Origin of the sequence: Agromyces sp. NPDC056389 (assembly GCF_042262385.1) — a bacterium.
Taxonomy (GTDB): Bacteria; Actinomycetota; Actinomycetes; order Actinomycetales; family Microbacteriaceae; genus Agromyces.
Map to the genome: position 1 here is coordinate 557,180 of NZ_JBHJPN010000003.1, position 17,672 is coordinate 574,851.

At 71.2% G+C, this 17,672-nt stretch carries 22 protein-coding genes and 1 pseudogene; 15 read left to right on the plus strand and 8 right to left on the minus strand.

Translation table 11 applies throughout. The features are described 5' to 3' along the window. The first annotated feature begins 6 nt into the window (after positions 1-6). The 3 genes from ACFCVM_RS18680 to ACFCVM_RS18690 all read left to right on the plus strand — a co-directional run bounded on the left by ACFCVM_RS18680 (position 7) and on the right by ACFCVM_RS18690 (position 2,362). A complete protein-coding gene (locus ACFCVM_RS18680) occupies positions 7-1,383 on the plus strand; it encodes an MFS transporter (RefSeq protein WP_375838238.1) in 1,377 nt (458 codons plus the stop codon). Positions 1,384-1,498: 115 nt separating this feature from the next. Further along, positions 1,499-2,101 carry a class I SAM-dependent methyltransferase gene (locus ACFCVM_RS18685; RefSeq protein ID WP_375838239.1) on the plus strand — a complete coding sequence of 201 codons (603 nt, stop codon included), beginning with the start codon at positions 1,499-1,501 and terminating at the stop codon, positions 2,099-2,101. 60 nt (positions 2,102-2,161) lie between these two features. After that, positions 2,162-2,362, plus strand: coding sequence for a hypothetical protein (locus tag ACFCVM_RS18690; protein ID WP_375838240.1), 201 nt, complete (start codon positions 2,162-2,164; stop codon positions 2,360-2,362). 18 nt (positions 2,363-2,380) lie between these two features. Here ACFCVM_RS18690 and ACFCVM_RS18695 read toward each other — a convergent pair whose 3' ends face one another. Continuing rightward, positions 2,381-3,211 carry an alpha/beta hydrolase gene (locus tag ACFCVM_RS18695; RefSeq protein WP_375838241.1) on the minus strand — a complete coding sequence of 277 codons (831 nt, stop codon included), beginning with the start codon at positions 3,209-3,211 and terminating at the stop codon, positions 2,381-2,383. A gap of 125 nt (positions 3,212-3,336) precedes the next feature. On the opposite strand from ACFCVM_RS18695, the gene ACFCVM_RS18700 reads away from it, so the two are divergent. Beyond that, positions 3,337-3,918, plus strand: coding sequence for a TetR/AcrR family transcriptional regulator (locus ACFCVM_RS18700; protein WP_375838242.1), 582 nt, complete (start codon positions 3,337-3,339; stop codon positions 3,916-3,918). Positions 3,919-3,929: 11 nt separating this feature from the next. Then, positions 3,930-4,616: pseudogene (locus ACFCVM_RS18705) on the plus strand (alpha/beta fold hydrolase); the annotation flags it as partial. Positions 4,617-4,807: 191 nt separating this feature from the next. On the opposite strand, the gene ACFCVM_RS18710 reads toward ACFCVM_RS18705, so the two are convergent. Beyond that, complete coding sequence (locus ACFCVM_RS18710) at positions 4,808-5,704, minus strand: transposase (RefSeq protein WP_375838326.1); 897 nt, start codon at positions 5,702-5,704, stop codon at positions 4,808-4,810. Then, positions 5,701-6,204: an NUDIX domain-containing protein gene (locus ACFCVM_RS18715; protein WP_375838243.1), complete on the minus strand. Its 504-nt coding sequence runs from the start codon at positions 6,202-6,204 to the stop codon at positions 5,701-5,703. Before ACFCVM_RS18715 ends, ACFCVM_RS18710 begins: the two co-directional genes overlap by 4 nt. Positions 6,205-6,278: 74 nt before the next feature. On the opposite strand from ACFCVM_RS18715, the gene ACFCVM_RS18720 reads away from it, so the two are divergent. From ACFCVM_RS18720 to ACFCVM_RS18735, 4 genes are all read left to right on the plus strand, one after another. Further along, the gene (locus tag ACFCVM_RS18720; protein ID WP_375838244.1) at positions 6,279-6,917 is read left to right on the plus strand and encodes an SDR family oxidoreductase; all 639 of its coding nucleotides are present in this window, start codon (positions 6,279-6,281) and stop codon (positions 6,915-6,917) included. Positions 6,918-7,208: 291 nt separating this feature from the next. Beyond that, the gene (locus tag ACFCVM_RS18725; protein WP_375838245.1) at positions 7,209-7,400 is read left to right on the plus strand and encodes a hypothetical protein; all 192 of its coding nucleotides are present in this window, start codon (positions 7,209-7,211) and stop codon (positions 7,398-7,400) included. A gap of 70 nt (positions 7,401-7,470) precedes the next feature. Next, a complete protein-coding gene (locus ACFCVM_RS18730) occupies positions 7,471-7,953 on the plus strand; it encodes a helix-turn-helix domain-containing protein (RefSeq protein WP_375838246.1) in 483 nt (160 codons plus the stop codon). Then, entirely contained in the window at positions 7,953-8,531 is a 579-nt protein-coding gene (locus ACFCVM_RS18735; RefSeq protein ID WP_375838247.1) for a DapH/DapD/GlmU-related protein, read from the plus strand. The genes ACFCVM_RS18730 and ACFCVM_RS18735 overlap by 1 nt, the downstream gene beginning before the upstream one ends. Before the next feature lie 16 nt (positions 8,532-8,547). On the opposite strand, the gene ACFCVM_RS18740 is transcribed toward ACFCVM_RS18735, so the two are convergent. Continuing rightward, positions 8,548-9,165: a ClpP family protease gene (locus tag ACFCVM_RS18740; protein ID WP_375838248.1), complete on the minus strand. Its 618-nt coding sequence runs from the start codon at positions 9,163-9,165 to the stop codon at positions 8,548-8,550. Continuing rightward, positions 9,162-9,803: a ClpP family protease gene (locus tag ACFCVM_RS18745; RefSeq protein WP_375838249.1), complete on the minus strand. Its 642-nt coding sequence runs from the start codon at positions 9,801-9,803 to the stop codon at positions 9,162-9,164. Before ACFCVM_RS18745 ends, ACFCVM_RS18740 begins: the two co-directional genes overlap by 4 nt. Before the next feature lie 159 nt (positions 9,804-9,962). On the opposite strand from ACFCVM_RS18745, the gene ACFCVM_RS18750 reads away from it, so the two are divergent. Further along, positions 9,963-10,907 (plus strand): cytochrome b/b6 domain-containing protein, encoded by a 945-nt coding sequence (locus tag ACFCVM_RS18750; protein WP_375838250.1) that lies wholly within the window; start codon positions 9,963-9,965, stop codon positions 10,905-10,907. 28 nt (positions 10,908-10,935) lie between these two features. Here the strand turns inward: ACFCVM_RS18750 and ACFCVM_RS18755 are convergent, their stop codons facing one another. Further along, positions 10,936-11,424: a hypothetical protein gene (locus ACFCVM_RS18755; protein WP_375838251.1), complete on the minus strand. Its 489-nt coding sequence runs from the start codon at positions 11,422-11,424 to the stop codon at positions 10,936-10,938. A gap of 177 nt (positions 11,425-11,601) precedes the next feature. Here ACFCVM_RS18755 and ACFCVM_RS18760 point away from each other — a divergent pair, with 177 nt between their 5' ends. After that, a complete protein-coding gene (locus ACFCVM_RS18760) occupies positions 11,602-11,907 on the plus strand; it encodes a DUF1540 domain-containing protein (RefSeq protein WP_179552378.1) in 306 nt (101 codons plus the stop codon). Between the two features lie 15 nt (positions 11,908-11,922). On the opposite strand, the gene ACFCVM_RS18765 is transcribed toward ACFCVM_RS18760, so the two are convergent. Continuing rightward, entirely contained in the window at positions 11,923-12,444 is a 522-nt protein-coding gene (locus tag ACFCVM_RS18765) for a MarR family winged helix-turn-helix transcriptional regulator (RefSeq protein ID WP_375838252.1), read from the minus strand. A gap of 101 nt (positions 12,445-12,545) precedes the next feature. Between ACFCVM_RS18765 and ACFCVM_RS18770 the strand changes: the two genes are divergently transcribed. Further along, a complete protein-coding gene (locus ACFCVM_RS18770; RefSeq protein WP_375838253.1) occupies positions 12,546-13,118 on the plus strand; it encodes an NADPH-dependent F420 reductase in 573 nt (190 codons plus the stop codon). Between the two features lie 26 nt (positions 13,119-13,144). Here ACFCVM_RS18770 and ACFCVM_RS18775 read toward each other — a convergent pair whose 3' ends face one another. Continuing rightward, positions 13,145-13,957, minus strand: coding sequence for an MBL fold metallo-hydrolase (locus ACFCVM_RS18775; protein WP_375838254.1), 813 nt, complete (start codon positions 13,955-13,957; stop codon positions 13,145-13,147). 56 nt (positions 13,958-14,013) lie between these two features. On the opposite strand from ACFCVM_RS18775, the gene ACFCVM_RS18780 reads away from it, so the two are divergent. The 3 genes from ACFCVM_RS18780 to ACFCVM_RS18790 are packed head-to-tail and all read left to right on the plus strand — an operon-like array spanning position 14,014 to position 17,668. Next, a complete protein-coding gene (locus ACFCVM_RS18780) occupies positions 14,014-14,754 on the plus strand; it encodes an NUDIX domain-containing protein (RefSeq protein WP_375838255.1) in 741 nt (246 codons plus the stop codon). A gap of 4 nt (positions 14,755-14,758) precedes the next feature. Continuing rightward, positions 14,759-16,195: a phytoene desaturase family protein gene (locus ACFCVM_RS18785; RefSeq protein ID WP_375838256.1), complete on the plus strand. Its 1,437-nt coding sequence runs from the start codon at positions 14,759-14,761 to the stop codon at positions 16,193-16,195. 27 nt (positions 16,196-16,222) lie between these two features. Beyond that, positions 16,223-17,668 carry a lipase maturation factor family protein gene (locus tag ACFCVM_RS18790; protein WP_375838257.1) on the plus strand — a complete coding sequence of 482 codons (1,446 nt, stop codon included), beginning with the start codon at positions 16,223-16,225 and terminating at the stop codon, positions 17,666-17,668. Positions 17,669-17,672: the final 4 nt, after the last annotated feature.

The window sequence follows — 17,672 nt, forward strand, 5'->3', positions numbered from 1 at the left end:
AGGACAATGATGTCAGCACAACCGACCACCGTCGTAGAGAAGGACCAGTCGTCCGCCGTGAGCCACAAGGAGACCCGCCGCGTCGCCGCAGCGACGCTCATCGGCTCGGCCCTCGAGTGGTACGACTTCTACCTCTACGGCACCGCAGCGGCCCTCGTCTTCAACCGCATCATCTTCGTCAACGAGGATCCGCTCGTCGGCACCATGGCGGCATTCGCCGCCTTCGCGCTCGGGTACGTCATCCGCCCGCTCGGCGGACTCATCTTCGGCCGGCTCGGAGACCGCCTCGGGCGCAAGTACGTGCTGGTCCTGACCCTGCTGATCATGGGCATCTCGACCGTGCTCATGGCCTTCCTGCCGACCTACGAGCAGATCGGGCTCTGGGCACCGGTCATCCTGCTCGTGCTCCGCCTCGTGCAGGGCATCGGAGCGGGGGCCGAGTTCGGCGGCGCCGCGATCTTCTCGGTCGAGCACGCCTCGCCCCGGAAGCGCGGCCTGCAGGGTGCGTGGCCGGCGGTCGGCGTCTATCTCGGCCTCCTCCTCGCCTCGGGAGCGTTCGCGATCATCACCCAGCTGCCCGAGGAGGACTTCCTCGCGTGGGGATGGCGCATCCCGTTCGCCGCGAGCATCATCGTGGTCGTCGTCGCGCTCGTGATCCGCCTGAAGATCAGCGAGACACCGGCGTTCGTCGAGGCCGCCACCGAGGACAAGGCGCCCGTCACCCCGCTGAAGGACGTCTTCTCGAAGGAATGGCGCGGAATCCTCGTGCTCATCGGCACGCAGACCCCGCAGAACGTCATCGCCTACGTGAACCTCACGTTCATCGCGGCGTACATCACCGGCACGCTCTCGCTCGCGAACAGCATCGGCCCCATCGCGGTGACGGTCGCGACCGCGACCACCATGATCACGCTGCCGCTCTTCGGCGCCCTGTCCGATCGCATCGGCCGAAAGCCCGTGGTGCTCACGGGCATCGCCTTCTCCGCGCTGTTCGCATTCCCGTACTTCGCCATCATCGACAACTCCGAGACCGCGCTCGGTGTCACGATCGCCGTCACGGCGAGCCTCGGCGTGGGAGTCGGCGCGATGTTCGGACCGCAGGGCGCCTACTTCTCGGAACTCTTCACGAGTCGGTCGAGGTTCACGGGGCTCGCGTTCAGTCGCGAGGTCGCCGGTGCGGTCTCCGGCGGATTCACCCCGCTGATCGCGATCGCGCTCGTCGCGGCGGCGGGCGGCAGCTCGTGGATGGTGGCGGTCTTCATCATCGCGGCGTGCGTGATCGGCTTCATCGCCACCGCGGTCGGGCCCGAGACGCTCGGACGCAGTCTGCGCGTCTCGACCGTGCCCGAACTGCGGGCATCGTCGAAGCGATTCGTGGACTGACCGACTCGTGCGGCGTCGCTCGACTCGAGCGGCGCCGCGCGCCGGTCCGTCCGGTCGAGCTCCGAACGCCGATGTCGAGCTTGACGGGCGACCCTCGACGTGCTCGCATGGCGGCATGGAGCAAGCGACGCCCGTGACATCCGGCCTCATCGACGACGACCGCCTCGACGACCTCGAGCGGGAGTTCGTCGGCCGGGTGCGCGGGCGCGTGCTCGAGATCGGGGCCGGCGAGGGCGAGAACTTCGGAGCCCTGCACCCCGACGTCGAGTGGATCGGACTCGAGCCCGACGCCGAGCGCCGGACCGAACTCTCGCAGCGGGCCCGCGAATGGGGTCACGGCGACGAGCCGCTCGATGCCGTCGCCGAGGCCATCCCGCTGCCCGATCGCTCGGTCGACGCCGTCATCGCGACGTACGTGCTCTGCTCGGTCGCCGATCAGGCGGTCGCGCTCGCCGAGGTGCGCCGGGTACTCGTGCCCGGCGGCAGGGTCGTCTTCATCGACCATGTCGCGGCGCCGCCGCGCACCGCGAAGCGAGTGGTGCAGCGCATCGCGACCCCGTTCACGGCGAGGTTCTGCCACGGCTGCCATTGGGACCGCGATACCGGCCTGGCTCTCGTCGAGGCGGGATTCATCGGCGACGACGTGCGGCCGCTCCGCGTGCGGTCGATGCCGTTCGGCCCCGTGCCGACCCTGCTCTTCGATGGTCATGCTCCCTGACGAGGCATGCTGCGAGTCGGCGGCGGCGAGGCATCCGCGCCGTTCGACTAGCCTCGGAACATGAGCCGCACCGTCTGGACCGTCATCGGCGTGATCGTCGCCGTCGTGATCGCGTGGTTCCTCGTCGACGTGCTCTTCAGCCTGCTCTGGTTCGTCGGCAAGCTCGTGATCGTCGCGGTGGTCGCGGTCATCGTCTACTTCGTGCTCCGGAGCGTCTTCGGCGGCCGGGCCGGCGACGGGCGCGACTCGATCGATCGCTGACCGCGTCGGGGGCTGCCGTCAGGCCGCGGCTGCGGCCGTCTCGGCGTGCTCGGTCGCCCAGTCGAGGGCGTACTCGGCGACCTCTTCCCAGCCGTCCTGGCTGACGATGCGGTGGGTGCGGCCGGCGAACTCGCGGTACTCGACCACGGCCGGGCTGCTCGTCGCGTTGTACTTCTTCACGATGGCCCGGCCGATGGCCGGCGGCACGACGTGGTCGATCTCGCCCGTGATGACGAGCAGCGGCGCGCGGTCGGTGCGGCCGAAGTCGACGTGACTGACGCCGCCCTTCTCATTGAAGGCGCCGGCGACGCCCTCGAAGAACACCCGGTTGTAGGAGTTCACCGCGAACTCCTCCCAGAGGCGATCGGATGCCGCGCGGTCGAGGTCGTTGCCGAAGGTGAAGTGGAAGTGGCCCTTCGAGAGCGGCTTGGCACCGTTCTTGGCGAAGGGGTTCGAGAGGATCGGCGTGCCGGTCCAGAGGGTCGACGCGGGAAGGGTCGTGATGCCGGCGGGCTGGCCGGGAGTGACGCCGACGTAGGCGACGCCGAGGCCGCGGTCGGCGAGCATCTGCGTGAGCAGGCCGCCGAAGGAGTGGCCCATGATGATGGGCTTCTCGGGCAGTGCCCGGATGATCCGCTCGTAGTGGTCGGCGATCTGCGCGAGGCCGATGCCCTTCAGCGCCTCGGGGTTCGAACGGATGTCGGCGACCTCGCGGTCGTCGATGCCGGGCCAGCCCGGAACGATGACTTCGTGGCCGCGGGCCCGGAAGTACTCGGCCCAGGTGTTCCAGCTCTTGGGGGTCATCCAGAGTCCGTGGATGAGGACGATGGGGGTCTTGGTGGCGGTCATTGCTCTCTCCTTCTCGTGTCGTTCGACCTGGTGGTAGAACGATCGTTCTGTCTATGTCTGGGAAGTTACTCCGGGTCGAACGCCATGTCAAGCAAAAAGAGAAAGATCGTTCTATCATTTTCGGTATGGCAACTCGAAGCACCTCTGCGGGAACCTCCGAAGCGAGGCAGCGCCTGCTGCGCACGGCCTCCGAACTCTTCTATCGAGAGGGCATCCACTCGGTGGGCGTCGACCGCATCATCGGCGAGGCCGGGGTCACCCGTGCGACGTTCTACCGGCACTTCCCGAGCAAGGAGGATCTCGTCGAGGCCTACCTCGGCGTCGAGGATGCGAACATCCGCGGCGCATTCGCGGCCGCAGAGGCATCCGGTGCCGAGCCGAAGCAGCTCGTCGGCCTCGTGATCGAGGGGCTCGCCGACGACGTCGCCCGTCACCACACCCGCGGCTGCCCGTTCATCAACGCCGCCGCCGAATACCCCGACGCCGACAGCGGCGTGCGCAGGGCCGTCGCCGAGCACCGCGAGTGGTTCCGCTCAGAGCTCGAATCGGTGCTGACGGCGGCGGAGGTGCCGGACGCCGACGGCGCGGCCGCCCAGCTCGTGCTGCTGCGTGACGCCGCCATGGTCGGCGGCTACCTCGACGGCTGGGAGCGGGTGCGGCCCGCGTTCACCGAGGCCGCCACTCGCGCCGCCGGCGTGCAGGGCTGACGGAGGCTGCGATGACGGTCACCGAACTCGACGTGCCCCTCGGCGACGGCGGCAGCCTGCACACCTACGACACAGGGGCGGATGCCTCGTCGCCGCTCACGCTCGTGTGGCATCACGGCTCCCCGCAGACGGGCGCCCCGATCGAGCCCCTGCTCGAGGCCGCCTCCACCCGCGGCATCCGGCTCGTCTCCTACGGACGCCCGTCGTACGGCAGCTCGACGCCGCGGCCCGGGCGCGACGTCGCCGCGGCGGCAGCGGATGTCGCGGCGATCGCCGATGCGCTCGGCGTCGAGCGGTTCGCCGTGATGGGCGCGTCGGGCGGCGGCCCGCACGCGCTCGCCTGCGCGGCGCTGCTGCCCGAGCGGGTCACCGGTGCGGTCTCACTCGCCGGCATCGCGCCCCGCACCGACGCCTACGACTGGTTCGCGGGCATGGCCGCACCCGGCGGCCTGCGCGCCGCCGTCGAGGGGCGCGCCGCTCGCGCCGCCTTCGCCTCGACCGAGGAGTTCGATCCGACCCAGTTCCTCCCCGTCGACTGGGCCGCGCTCGACGCGAGGTGGGCGCCGCTCGGCGCCGACGCTATGCGTGCGGGGCAGGCCGGCCCCGACGGCCTCATCGACGACGACGTCGCCTTCGCGGCCCCATGGGGATTCGATCTCGGCGGCATCGTCGCCCCGGTGCTCCTCGTGCAGGGCGAGGGCGATCGGGTGGTGCCCGCGAGGCACGCCTCGTGGCTCCTCGCGCACAATCCCCCGCGCCTCGCTCTGGATGCGCCTCGACGACGGCCATGTCTCGGTGCTCGACGTCGTGCCCGACGCGATGGACTGGCTGCTCGACCGCGCCTGAGGCGAGCGGCCCGAGCCCGCCGCGCACCACTCGACGAGTCCGGCTACTCCCGCTGCTCGAGCGCCTCCAGCGCCTCGCGCGCCTCCTCGGCGTCGACGTCTGCGGCGTCGACGGCGCGAGCCGCCCGGTCCCGCTCGCGGGCCAGCGAACGCGTCGCCCGATCGGCCTCCGCGATCTCCGCCTCGACTCCGCGCAGTTCCGCCTCGAGTTCGTCGCGGCGAGTCTCGAGCTCGCCGTGCTCGCGTTCGGCGTCGGCGAGCCGGGCATCGAGGGCTTCGAGCGCAGCGGATGCCGCGGCGGCCCGTTCCTCGGCATCCGCGACGGCACGCTCGGCGCCGGCTCGCTCCGCCCGACGTCGTTTCGACGCCGCCGCGCTCGGCCGGGCGGGCGCGTCGCCGGCACGCGCCATCTCGCCGGGTTCGGTGCGCGGTGGCAACCCGCCTGCGACGGCATCGCTCAGGTCGACCTCGACGCCGACGGCCTCGAGCGCTCGCACGAGGCGGCCCGTGCGCACGGCGTCGGCCGCAGCGGCATCCGACATCGCGGCCTGCAGCGTCTGGGCGACCTCGTCGAGCACCGGAGTGCGCACTGGGGCGCCGAGTTCGTCGGCGAGGTCGCCGGCCTCGTGCGCGAGGGCGGAGACGAGGCGCCGTCGCTGCCGGCCGAGCTCGGCGAGCTCGGCCGCATCGAAGCGTCCCTGCGCCTCACGGGCATCGGCGCCGAGCTCGAGGATCGCCGCCACCTCGTCGGTGCGGTGCCGCACGAGCTGGTTCACGAGCCAGGCTGCAGGGGAGGGGCGCCGGAACTCGCGGATGCGGGCGGCGAGCTCGCGATCGTCGGCTGCGACGGCCTGCGCCTGGGCATTGCGCGCGGCGGTGAACTCGTCGGGACGCAGCCCGTAGAGCTCCGTCGCGACCTCGTCGGGTGCGTCAACCGTCATGGGTCCGGCCGCTCACGAGCTCGATCCACCGATCCGTCGAGCGCGGACAGGAGCGCGTCGAGGGCGGGGCGCTGGCCCGCAGTGAGCAGCTCGCGGGCCTCGAACGCAGGCGTCCATCGGGCCTCGTCGACCTCGGGGAACGACTGTCGCCGCCCCGAACGCGGCGGCCACTCGATCTCGAAGGTGTTCGATCGCACCTCGTCGATCTCGAAGTCGGGGGCATGAGCGGCGAACACCCGCACGGTCTTTCCCGACGAGTACCGGAAGGCGCCGAGGTCGATCACGTCCGCATCGGGCGGTGGCACGCCGATCTCCTCCGCGAACTCGCGGCGGGCGGCGGCGAGCGGCTCCTCGTCGGTGAACTCGCCCTTCGGGATCGACCATGCCGCAGCCTGCTTGCGCGCCCAGAACGGCCCGCCCATGTGCGCGATGAACACCTCGAGCCCGCGCAGGTCGCGGAGCTCCCGGTACAGCAGCAGGCCCGCGCTCGTCACGGGCACGGTGTGCGGCCCTGCCTGAGCGCATCCGCGCCACCCGGGAGTAGCGTGGGGCGAGTCGGTCGGAGGAGGAGCACATGGCACGCATCGTGATCATCGGGGGCCACGGCAAGATCGCCCTGCAGCTCGAACGGCTGCTCGCCGATCGCGGCGACGAGGTCGACGCGATCATCCGAAATCCCGACCACGCCGGCGACGTCACGGCCGCGGGGGCTCGCCCCGTGGTCGCCGACATCGAGCGGCTCGACGTGCACGATCTCGCCGAGATCCTGCACGGCCACGACGCGGTGGTCTGGTCGGCGGGAGCCGGCGGCGGCGACCCCGCGCGCACGTATGCCGTCGACCGCGACGCGGCGATCAGGTCGATGGATGCCGCCGAGGGCGCCGGCGTCACCCGGTACGTGATGGTCTCGTACTTCGGCTCGCCCGATCACGCCGTGCCCGAGGGCAACTCCTTCCGCGCGTACGCCGAGGCGAAGGCTGCGGCCGACGAGCATCTCGCGGGCACCGCGCTCGACTGGACCATCCTCGGCCCGAGCACCCTGACCGACGGCGAGGGCACGGGGCGCATCGACGTCGACCCGGCGGGCAGCGGCACCGTCGACCGAGCGGATGTCGCGGCCGTCGTCGCCGAGACGGTGCACCGCGATTCGACGGTGCGCCGAACCATCCGCTTCAACGGCGGTGGCACGCCGATCGCCGAAGCACTCGGCTGACCGAGGCGGCGTGTGCGTCGGCACGTTCGTCGGAACGGTCAGTGCTCGCGCGGTCGTCGGATCAGCGACCAGAGCGCCGCGAGCCCCAAGAGGCCTCCGACCGCAATGAACGTTCCGAGAATCGACCAGATCACGCTTTCCGTCGACATCGCCCACCTCCGTGTCAGTGGCTTCATTCTGCACGCGGGCGCACGCGACCGCCAGCGATCGGTGCGGAATGCGGCCCGTCAAGCCGTTGACGGACCGGTGCCGGCCGCGCACGCTGGAGCCATCCCGACCCTCGGAGGAACGATGACCGACGCACGAGACCCAGCAGGCAGCGGTGCCGACAAGCGCGCAGCAGGCGAGCGCAGGCGGAGCGCCGACGACGACCTCGAGCAGGAGGAGTCGACGGACGGCGACGACCCGAACGACCTCGAAGCCGACATCGCGGTCGAGGCGGATTCGGTCGAGACCCTCGACCCCGAGAACCCTCCGGCGTAGTCGACGGCCCGCGTTCTGCTCTGAGCGGATCGACCTGTCGCCGAGTGGATGCCGCGGCTAGCCTCTCGGCATGGGCAAGGTCGTCGAGTTCACACGGGTCCCTGGTTCGCCGCCGTCGAAGCCGGGCGCGGAACGGGGTGCTGCGAAGCCGCTCTGGCGGCATGCGCTCGGCGAGGTGCTGCGCGGTGAACGGCTCGGGCAGGAGCGGATCCTGACCGAGGTCGCCGCGACGGCGGGTGTCTCGCCCCAGTACCTCTCCGAGATCGAGCGCGGTCGCAAGGAGCCCTCGTCGGAGGTGCTGGGCTCTGTCGCCGAGGCGCTCGGGCTCGACCTCGTCGATGTCGTGCAGCGGGTCGGCGGGCTGCTCGGCGAACGGCGGGATGCCGAGCGACGCGAGACCGAGCTGCGCGAGCTGCTGAGGATCGAGACGTCGTTCGCCTTCCGTGCCGACGTGGGCACTCCCATCGACCTCGGTTCGGCGCATCCGCTCGACGCCGCGCCCGGCGCCCCGTTCGCACCTGCCGTCTCGAACGCCTACCTGCTCGCCGCCTGATGGCCGACGACCGGTTCCTGCCGATCCACGATCCGGAGCTGCTGGCCAAGGGCGAACGCGTGTTCGGCGACGAGTTCGCCGCGATGAGCGAGCGCGTGCTGACCGTCACCGCATTGACCTCTCGACTGAACGCACTGCCGTTCGACGACGAGGCGGGCAGGGCCGAGATGCTCGAGCAGGTCCTGGGCCGGCCGCTGCCGTCGAGGCTGACGATCTATCCGCCCTTCTACACCGATCACGGCCTGCGGCTGGAACTCGGGGAGCGGGTCTTCATCAACCAGGGCTGCACCTTCCTCGACTACGCGGGCATCCGCTTGGGCGACGGCGTGATGGTCGGCCCGAAGGCCACATTCATCACGATGGGTCACCCGGTCGATCCCGAGGAGCGGCGCCGATTCCTCAGCGGCGCCCCCATCGACGTGGCCGAGAACGTGTGGATCGGCGCCGGGGCGATGATCCTGCCCGGCGTCAGCATCGGTCGCGACGCCGTGATCGCCGCCGGCGCCGTCGTGGCCGACGACGTGCCGGCGGCGAGCCTCGTCGCCGGGCCGAAGGGCACCGTGCGGCGGAGCTGGTAACGCCCGCCGAGCGGCCCTAGCCGCGCCCGGCGCCGGCCCCGACCAGGGCCTGCGCCGTCAGCACGTGATCGGCGAGGCCGTACTCGACGGCGGCCGCCGCCGGCAGGATGAGATCGCGATCGGTGTCGTGCCGCAGGGCCATCGCGTCGCGACCGGTGTCGGCGGCGAGGGCGGCCTCGAGTTCGGCGCGCACACGGACGACCTCGTCGGCGTGCAGGATCAGGTCGGGGATCGTGCCGCGGCCCTGTGTCGACGGCTGGTGCAGCACGACGCGGCCGTGCGGCAGGATCGCCCGCATGCCCTTCGCGCCGCCGGCGAGGAGCACCGCGGCCGGCCCGCCCGCCTGGCCGACGCACGTCGTCGCGACATCCGGCCTGATGTGCTGCATCGTGTCGTAGACCGCGAGCGCCGCGCCGGGCGAGCCGCCGGGGGAGTTCAGGTAGAGGCTGATCGGCGTCTCGCTCGATTCAGAGGCGAGGTGCAGGAACTGCGCGATGAGCACGTTGGCCACGCCGTCGTCGATCTCGGTGCCGAGGTAGACGATCCGCTCCGAGAGCAGCCGGCTGTAGACGTCGAGCGAACGCTCGCTGTTGCCGCGCTTCTCGACGACGTACGGGATCGTGTAGTTGCTCATGACGGGGCTCCTGTTCCGGTGCGGGCCTGCAGTCCCACGAGCGGGCGCTCGCCGCCGGGGAACATCTCGCCGAAGCCGTCGGCGATGGCGTCGACGAAGCCGTAGTCGACGGCTTCGGTCGCGGTGTACCAGCGGTCGCGCAGCGAGTCCTCGGCGATGCGCTCGATGGGCTGGCCGGTGTTCTCGGCCGTGATGCCGAGCACCGTGTCGCGGGTGTACCGCAGGTCGTCGGCCTGCAGCTCGATGTCGACGGCGGTGCCGCCGATGCCGGCGGACCCCTGGTGCATGAGGATCCGGGAGTGCGGCAGCGCGAACCGCTTGCCGCGCGTGCCGGCCGAGAGCAGGAACTGGCCCGCGCTCGCCGCGATGCCGACGGCGATCGTCGACACGTCGTTCGGGATCGACCGCATGACGTCGGCGATCGCGAGCATCGCCGACACCGAGCCGCCGGGCGAATTGATCCAGAAGCGGATGTCGCGGCGCGGGTCGTCGGCCGCGAGGGTGACGAGCTGTGCGCAGAGCCGGTTGCCGCTCTGCTGGTCGAGTTCGTCGCCGAGCACGATGATGCGCTCGTGGAAGAGGCGCCTCGTGAGCTCGGCGTCGATCGGATGGATCGGTGGGGAGTCGTGTTCGCTCATGTCCCCAGCGTGGGGGCGGCCGGCGCCGTGCGGGGCGGATGCCGCTGACGGCAGTGCTGCTGGGAGCGGAACGGGCGAGCGGGCCGGGAGCCGAGGCATCCGTGACTCTTCGGGTCGTCGGCTCGGCGCATGCTCGGGAGGTCATGCCAAAATACTTCGGTGACCCGCCTCACCGACCCGACCGCGCATCACGCGACTCGTCGACGCACCAGGTGGCTGCCGGTCGCGCTGGCCGTGTTCGCCGGGGTCGCGCTGCTCGCCGGGGTCGTGCTGCTCGCGATCTGGCTGCGCGCCCAACCCGCGGTGCAGGACTTCATCGCCCGATACCCCGGCACGACGCCGTTGCCCGAGGGGGCGCCCGTCGGCTTTCCGGCGTGGCTCGGCTGGCAGCACTTCCTGAACGCGTTCTTCCTCGTGCTGCTCGTGCGCTCGGGGCTGCTGCTCCGCAAGGGCGGCCGACCGCCGGCCCGTTGGGTGCGGAACAACGAGGGGCTGATCCGCACGAAGAACTCGCCGTGGAAGGTCAGCATCCACCTCTGGCTGCACTACACGGTCGATGCCCTCTGGGTGGCGAACGGCATCGTCTTCATCGTGCTGCTCTTCATCACCGGGCAGTGGATGCGCATCGTGCCCACGAGCGCCGACATCTGGCCGAACGCCGTCTCGGCTGCGCTGCAGTACGCCTCGCTCGACTGGCCCGTCGAGCACGCCTGGGTGAACTACAACAGCCTGCAGGTGCTCAGCTACTTCGCGATCGTGTTCGTCGTCGCACCGCTCGCGGTGGTCACCGGCCTGCGGCTCTCGTCGGTCTGGCCGCAGCGCGCCGAGCGCCTGAACCGCGTCTACCCGGCGAAGCTCGCGAAGGCCGTGCACTACCCGGTGATGCTCGTGTTCGTCGCCTTCGTCATCGTGCACGTGACCCTCGTGTTCGCAACGGGTGCGCTGCGCAACCTCGACGCGATGTACGCGAGCCGCGACGGTGCATCGTGGCTCGGCTTCGCGATCTTCGCGCTGTCGCTCGCGGTCATGATCGGGGGATGGTTCGCGGTGCGGCCCGCCGTGCTGAAGCCGCTCGCGAGCCGCATGGGCACCGTCACGCGCTGAGCCGGGCTCGCCCGGCTGACGCCCCGGCTCACGCCTGGGCGGTGCGTCTCGTCAGGTGCATGTGCCAGTTGGGCGGCTGCCACGTCGCGCCGCCGTCGAGCGAGAACGACTGCTGCCAGTGCGGATGCCCGGGGTCGCTCGTGATCCACTCGAATCGCTCGCGCGCCGGAGCCCCGCGCAGTTCGAAGTCGGCCTCGAACACGCCGTGACCGTCGGTGAACCGGCCTTCGACGGGAGTGTCGAGCACTCCGGGAAACCGGGTCGAGCTCCACCAGATGCGCCAGAGATCGGCACCCGGTTCGTACAGGCGCAGCGTGAAGCCCTCGAATCCGCCGCCGTCGGGGGCGTCGGGAACGAGCATGCGGTCGATGTGCCCGATGCCGTCGAGCACGGGGTGCACGTCGGCCGTCGCGTCGAACTCGACCCATTCGGTGCAGTCGGGGTCGGTCGTGTCGCGCAGCTTGCGGTTGCGCACATGCCACTCGCCGTAGAGGAACTCGAAGTCGTCGGCTGCCATGCCGGCAGTCTCCACGGCACCACCGTCATTCGAGTGATTCGGTCGGATAGGTAAGGCTCACCTCAGAAGAAAACCGCGTTGATCTGCGGAATTTCGTCCCGTCGCTGCTGCGTGTTCCACCCCCTCGGGCGTACCATCGCCGTATCGAACGGTCGTACACCGCACTGGGAGGTCACCATGAGCATGACGCTCGACGAACTGCCCGCCGTCGCCGAATGCTCGGTGGCCGGATGCTCGTACAACGATCACTCGCATTGCCATGCCGCCGCGGTCACGATCGGTGGCTCGGTCGGCGACGCGGAGTGCGCGACCTTCATCCCGCTCGGCAAGAAGGGCGGGCTCGACAAGGTGATCACGCACGTCGGGGCGTGTCAGCGAGCGGAGTGCGTGCACAACGAGTCGCTCGAGTGCACCGCGGCGTCGGTGCGCATCGGTGCGGGGTCGACCGACGACGCCGACTGCCTCACGTACGACCCGCGCTGAGGCGCGAGACCGCCGTCAGGCCACGACGTGGTCGACGGGTCCCTCGCTGAACTGGCACGACGTGGCTGAGAGGCGCGCGTCGGGATCGAGCCGCGCGAGCACGGCGCCCGCGATCGCGTAGAGCTGTTCGAGCTGCTCGGGCGCGAGGGCGTCGAGCACGTTCGCGCGCACGGTCTCGACATGGCCGGGGGCGGCCTCGGAGATCAGGGCGAGCCCGGCCTCGGTGATGGTCGCGTTCGTGGCGCGGCGGTCTTCGGGGCACGGGAACCGCTCGATGAGTCCGCGCTCCTCGAGGCGCTTGGCGACGTGCGACAGTCGGGGGAGCGTCGCATTCGTGCGCGAGGCGAGCTCGGTCATGCGCATGGTGCGCGAAGGTGCGGCGCCCAGCGCCATGAGGGCGCCGTATTCGAAGTGCGTGAGTCCGGCGTCGCGCAGCAGCTGCGCGTCGAGCGCGCCCGGGAGCAGCTCGGCGAGCGCCACGAGGCGCACCCACGCGGCCGACTCCTCGGGGGCCAGCCATCGCGTGTCATCCGTCATGCCTGAGAGTCTACCGCATTAGTTGACGCAACAACTGAATGCGCGTACAGTGTTGGTTGTCGGAACAAGTAATCGCGTCGAACGGCGCGGGGAGGAATGACATGACGACCGTCAGCATCATCGGAAACGGCAACATGGGCACCGCCATCGGCGGCATCGTGGCCGCAGGCGGCAACACCGTCGAGTTCATCGGGCGCGACACCGCCCAGCAGATCACCGGCGACATCGTCGTGCTCGCCGTGCCGCACTTCGCGATCGACGAGATCGTCGCCGCCCGCGGTGCCGAGCTCGCCGGCAAGGTCGTGGTCGACATCACGAACCCGCTCGACTTCTCGACCTTCGACTCCCTCGTCGTGCCGGCCGACGGCTCACGTGCGAGCGAGCTCGCCGCAGCCCTGCCCGACGCGAAGGTGCTGAAGGCCTTCAACACGAACTTCGCCGCCACCCTCGCTGCGAAGACCGTCGGTGCCAACCCCACCACCGTGCTCATCGCCGGCGACGACGACGACGCGAAGCTCGCCCTCGCCGAGGTCGTGCGTGCGGGCGGCGTGAACGCCGTCGACGCCGGCCGCCTCTCGCGCGCTCGCGAGCTCGAGGCCGTCGGCTTCCTGCAGCTCACCCTCGCCGTGCAGGAGAAGGTCGGCTGGGACGCCGGTATCGCGCTCGTCGCGTAACCAAGTCCGAGTGACGGTCTCCTGCGTCAGCCCCGACTGCGCAGGTAGGCCAATTGCGCTCGAACGGATGCCTCGGCTGCACTTCGCACCGAGGCATCCGTGTCGGCGTAGACGAGGTCGGTGACCGCACCCGGCCCGGCGTCGGCACCGAGTTCGCGAAGCGCCGCCCGCACCTGGTCGAGACGTTCGGCGCGGTGCGCGAGGTAGGCGCTGCAGATCGCCGCGAGGTCGGGCAGCACCGGGCCGTGGCCCGGCAGCACGCCGACGGGCCCGGGCGTGCCGAGGGCGCGCAGCGCTTCGAGCGCGTCGAGGTACGGGCCGAGGGCGCCGTCGGGGTCGGCGATGATCGTCGTGCCGCGGCCGAGGATCGTGTCGCCCGTGAGCACCGTGCCGCGGCCTTCGTCGCTGCCGACGAGGCGGTCGCCCGGCAGCGAGAAGCACACCGAGTCCGCCGTGTGCCCCGGGGATGCGACCACGTCGATCTCGAGGTCGGCCGACCGGATGCGCTCGCCGTCGACCAGCGGCGCCCCGACCAGGCAGAGCGCCGGGTCGATCGCGCGCACCGGGGCATCCGTCATCGCGTGGAAGGCGCCGAGCGACTCGGTGTGATCAGGATGGTGGTGGGTGACGAGCACGAGCTCGACGCGGCCGGCACCGGCCAGGGCGGCGAGGTGCGCCGGATCGGACGGCCCGGGGTCGACGACGACCACGGCATCGGAACCCGGTGCCCGAAGCACGTAGGAGTTCGTGCCGTCGAGGGTCATCGGCCCGGCGTTGGGCGCCAGCACGAGACGGGCGAGTGCCGACACCTGATCACCGACGACGAAACCCTGATCCATGCCGGAAGTGTATCCGCGCCGGTGCGCGCCGGCGTGCCGAGTCATAGTCTGAGGGGATGAACAGCGAGCTGGAGTCACTGACGAACCCGGCGACCACTGGCGCGGCCGCGACCGTCGTGTTGCTGCGCGACGGCGAACGCGGTCTCGAGGTGCTGCTCGCCGAACGCCCCCGCGATCGCGGCTCCTTTCCCGGAGCGTGGGTCTTCCCGGGCGGCGCGGTCGACGACGCGGATGCCGAGGGCGACCCGATCGACGGCATCGACGCGGCCCGACGTGCTGCGGTGCGGGAGACCTTCGAAGAGGTCGGGCTCGTACTCGACGGTGCCGAGCTCGTGCCGTTCTCGCACTGGACCCCGCCCGCGAACGCACCGAAGCGGCTGACGACGACGTTCTTCGCCGTGCGCGTGCCAGATGGCGAGTTGCGCCTCGCTCCCGACGAGGTCGCCGAGGCCGTGTGGATCCGACCCGAGGATGCGCTCGACCGGCACGCGGCCGGGGGCATGACGCTCTGGCCGCCGACGTGGGTGACCCTGCACGGACTGTCGAACGACGCCTCCGTCGACGAGGCGCTCGCCGACCTCCGCGGCGGCTCGGTGCAGCCGTTCGTCGCGAAGATCGCCGACGACGGCCAGATGATCCTCTGGCAGGAGGACGACGAGTTCGTGGCCGAGCACAAGCGCGAGGCGCGCGACCCCTCGGTGCCCGACGACGGGCCCGACGCCGACGGCAATCGCCACCGGCTCATGATGGACCGGTTGCCGTGGATCTACATCAACACCCTCGGCGCCGGATTCTGAGCTCGTGACCGACGTCACGGTCGTCGGCAGCGGGCCCAACGGGCTCGTCGCCGCCGTGGTCGCGGCCCGCGCCGGGCTCTCGGTGCGGGTGCTCGAGGCGGCGCCGACGATCGGCGGCGGCCTCCGCACCGCAGAGCTCACCCTGCCCGGCTTCTTGCACGACGTGTGCTCGACGGTGCACCCCGCCGGCCTCGCCTCGCCCGTGTTCAAGAGACTCGGCCTCCTCGATCGCCTCGACTGGGTGGTCCCCGAGGCCTCGTACGCGCATCCGCTCGACGGCGGCCGTGCCGGCATCGCCTGGCGGGACCTCGACCGCACCGCCGACGGTCTCGAGGCCGACGGTGCGGCCTGGCGCAGCCTGCTCGCCCCGCTCGTCGCCCGGAGCCGCGGGGTCGTCGACTTCACGGGTTCGCAGCTGCTGCGCGTGCCGCGCGACCCCGTCGCCGCCGTGAAGTTCGGTCTGCGCGCGCTCGAGCAGGGCACCGCGGCGTGGAACACCCGTTTCGTCGGCGAGGTCGCACCGGCGCTCTTCAGCGGCGTCGTCGCGCACGCGGCCGGCGGCATGCCCTCGCTCGCCTCCGCCGGCGCGGGCCTCCTCATCGCCATGCACGGGCACGGCGTCGGCTGGGGCCTGCCCATCGGCGGCTCGCAGGCGATCGCCGATGCGCTCGCCGACGAGCTCCGGGCGCGCGGCGGCGAGATCGTGACGGATGCACCGGTGGCCTCGCTCGCCGAGGTCACGGGCTCCCGCGCCGTGCTCCTCGACACCTCGCCCGAGCTGCTCTTCACCGCCGAGCTGCCCGGCCGCTACGCGCGCGCCCTGCGCCGGTACCGCTACGGCTCGGGAGTCGCGAAGGTCGACTTCGCGCTGAGCGGCCCGGTGCCGTGGCGCAACGCCGAGGTGCGCCACGCCCCCACCGTGCACCTCGGCGGCAGCCGCGCCGAGATCGCGGCGGCCGAGAACGCCGTCGCCCGCGGTTACCAGCCCGGCGTCGCGGGCGGCGGGGGCGCGCAGCATCCGTACGTGCTCGTGGCGCAGCCCACGGTCGCCGACCCCAGCCGGGCGCCGGAGGGCAAGCACGTGCTGTGGGCCTACACCCACGTGCCCGCCGGATCGACGCTCGACCCGACCGAGCTCGTCACCGCCGAGGTCGAGCGCTTCGCCCCGGGGTTCCGCGACGTCGTGCTGGCATCGGCCGCGAGCTCGGCCGCCGAGCTCGGTCGCTACAACCCGAACTACGTCGGCGGCGACATCTACTCGGGCGCACTCACGATGGCCCAGCTGCTCAAGCGGCCGGTCGTCTCGCCGAAGCCGTGGCGCACACCGGTCGAGGGCGTCTACCTCTGCTCGAGTGCCACGCCCCCCGGCCCCGCCGTGCACGGCATGAACGGATGGTTCGCTGCGAAGCTCGCCCTGCGGGAACGCTTCGGCCTGCGCTGACGGCGCCGCCCGGCGTAGCGTTGGCACGTGGAGTGGACCGCCTGGTTCGACGCGCACGACTACGAGATCGCACGGCAGATCCTGCAGCGCGGGGTCGGCGCGCTCGCGTTCGTCGCGTTCCTCTCGACGCTGAACCAGTTCCGCCCGCTCCTCGGCGAGCACGGCCTGCTGCCGGTGCCCGAGCTGTTGCGGCGCGCGAAGCGCCTCCGCGGGCCCAGCCTCTTCCGCTGGGGCTACACCGATCGGCGGCTCGTCGCCGTCGCCGTGGCGGGCCTCGTGCTCGCGGCATCCGTCGTGGCGGGGCTGCCGCAGCTCGGCCCGCCGTGGCTCCCGCTCCTCGTCTTCCTCGCGCTCTGGATCCTGTACCTCTCGATCGTGAACGTCGGGCAGACCTTCTACGGCTTCGGCTGGGAGATGCTCATCTGCGAGGCGCTCTTCACAGTCGCGTTCCTCGGCTCCGACCAGACGCCACCGCCCCTGACCATCGTCATCGCCGTGTGGTGGCTCGTGTTCCGGCTGGAGTTCGGGGCCGGCATGATCAAGATCCGCGGCGGGCGCGAGTGGCGCGACCTCTCCGCACTCATGTACCACCACGAGACGCAGCCGATGCCGGGCCCGCTCAGTCGGCAGGCGCACCTGCTGCCGAAGTGGTTCCATCGCGGCGAGGTGCTCGGCAATCACTTCGCGCAGCTCGTGGTGCCGTTCCTGCTCTTCGTGCCGGGCCCGGTCGGCTCGTCGGCGGCCACGATCGTGATCCTCACGCAGCTCTGGCTCATCGTGACCGGCAACTTCGCATGGCTCAACTGGATCACGGTCGTGCTCGCGGCATCCGCGGTCACCGACTCTGCCTGGCACTGGCTGATCCCGGCGATTCCCGAAGACCTCGGCACGGAGGCCGCGGCGACGCCGATCTGGTGGGCGGTCGTGGTGCTCGCGGCATCCGCCCTGCTCGTCGTGCTGAGCTTCTGGCCGATCAGGAACCTGTTCTCACGGCGCCAGCTCATGAACGCGTCGTTCAACCGGTGGATGCTCGTGAACGCGTACGGAGCGTTCGGCACGGTGACGAGGCGGCGCATCGAGATCGTCGTCGAGGGCACGCTCGCGGAGATCCCCGATGACTCGCCCGACGCCGAGTGGCGCGAGTACGCGTTCAAGGGCAAGCCGGGGGCGCTCCGCCGCATCCCGCGGCAGTGGGCGCCGTACCACCTGCGCCTCGACTGGCTCATGTGGTTCCTGCCGCTCGGGCGCATGTGGGAACCCTGGTTCGAGGTGTTCCTGCTGCGACTGCTCGAAGCGGATGCCGCGACGCTCGCGCTGCTCGAGACGGATCCGTTCGGCGGCGCCGCCCCGCGCTGGATCCGTGCCCGGGCGTACCACTACCGGTTCACGACGCGGGCCGAGTTCCGGCGGACCGGCGATCGGTGGGTGCGCACGCTCGAGGGAGAGGTCGTACCGGCGTCGGGTCTCGGGTGAGGGC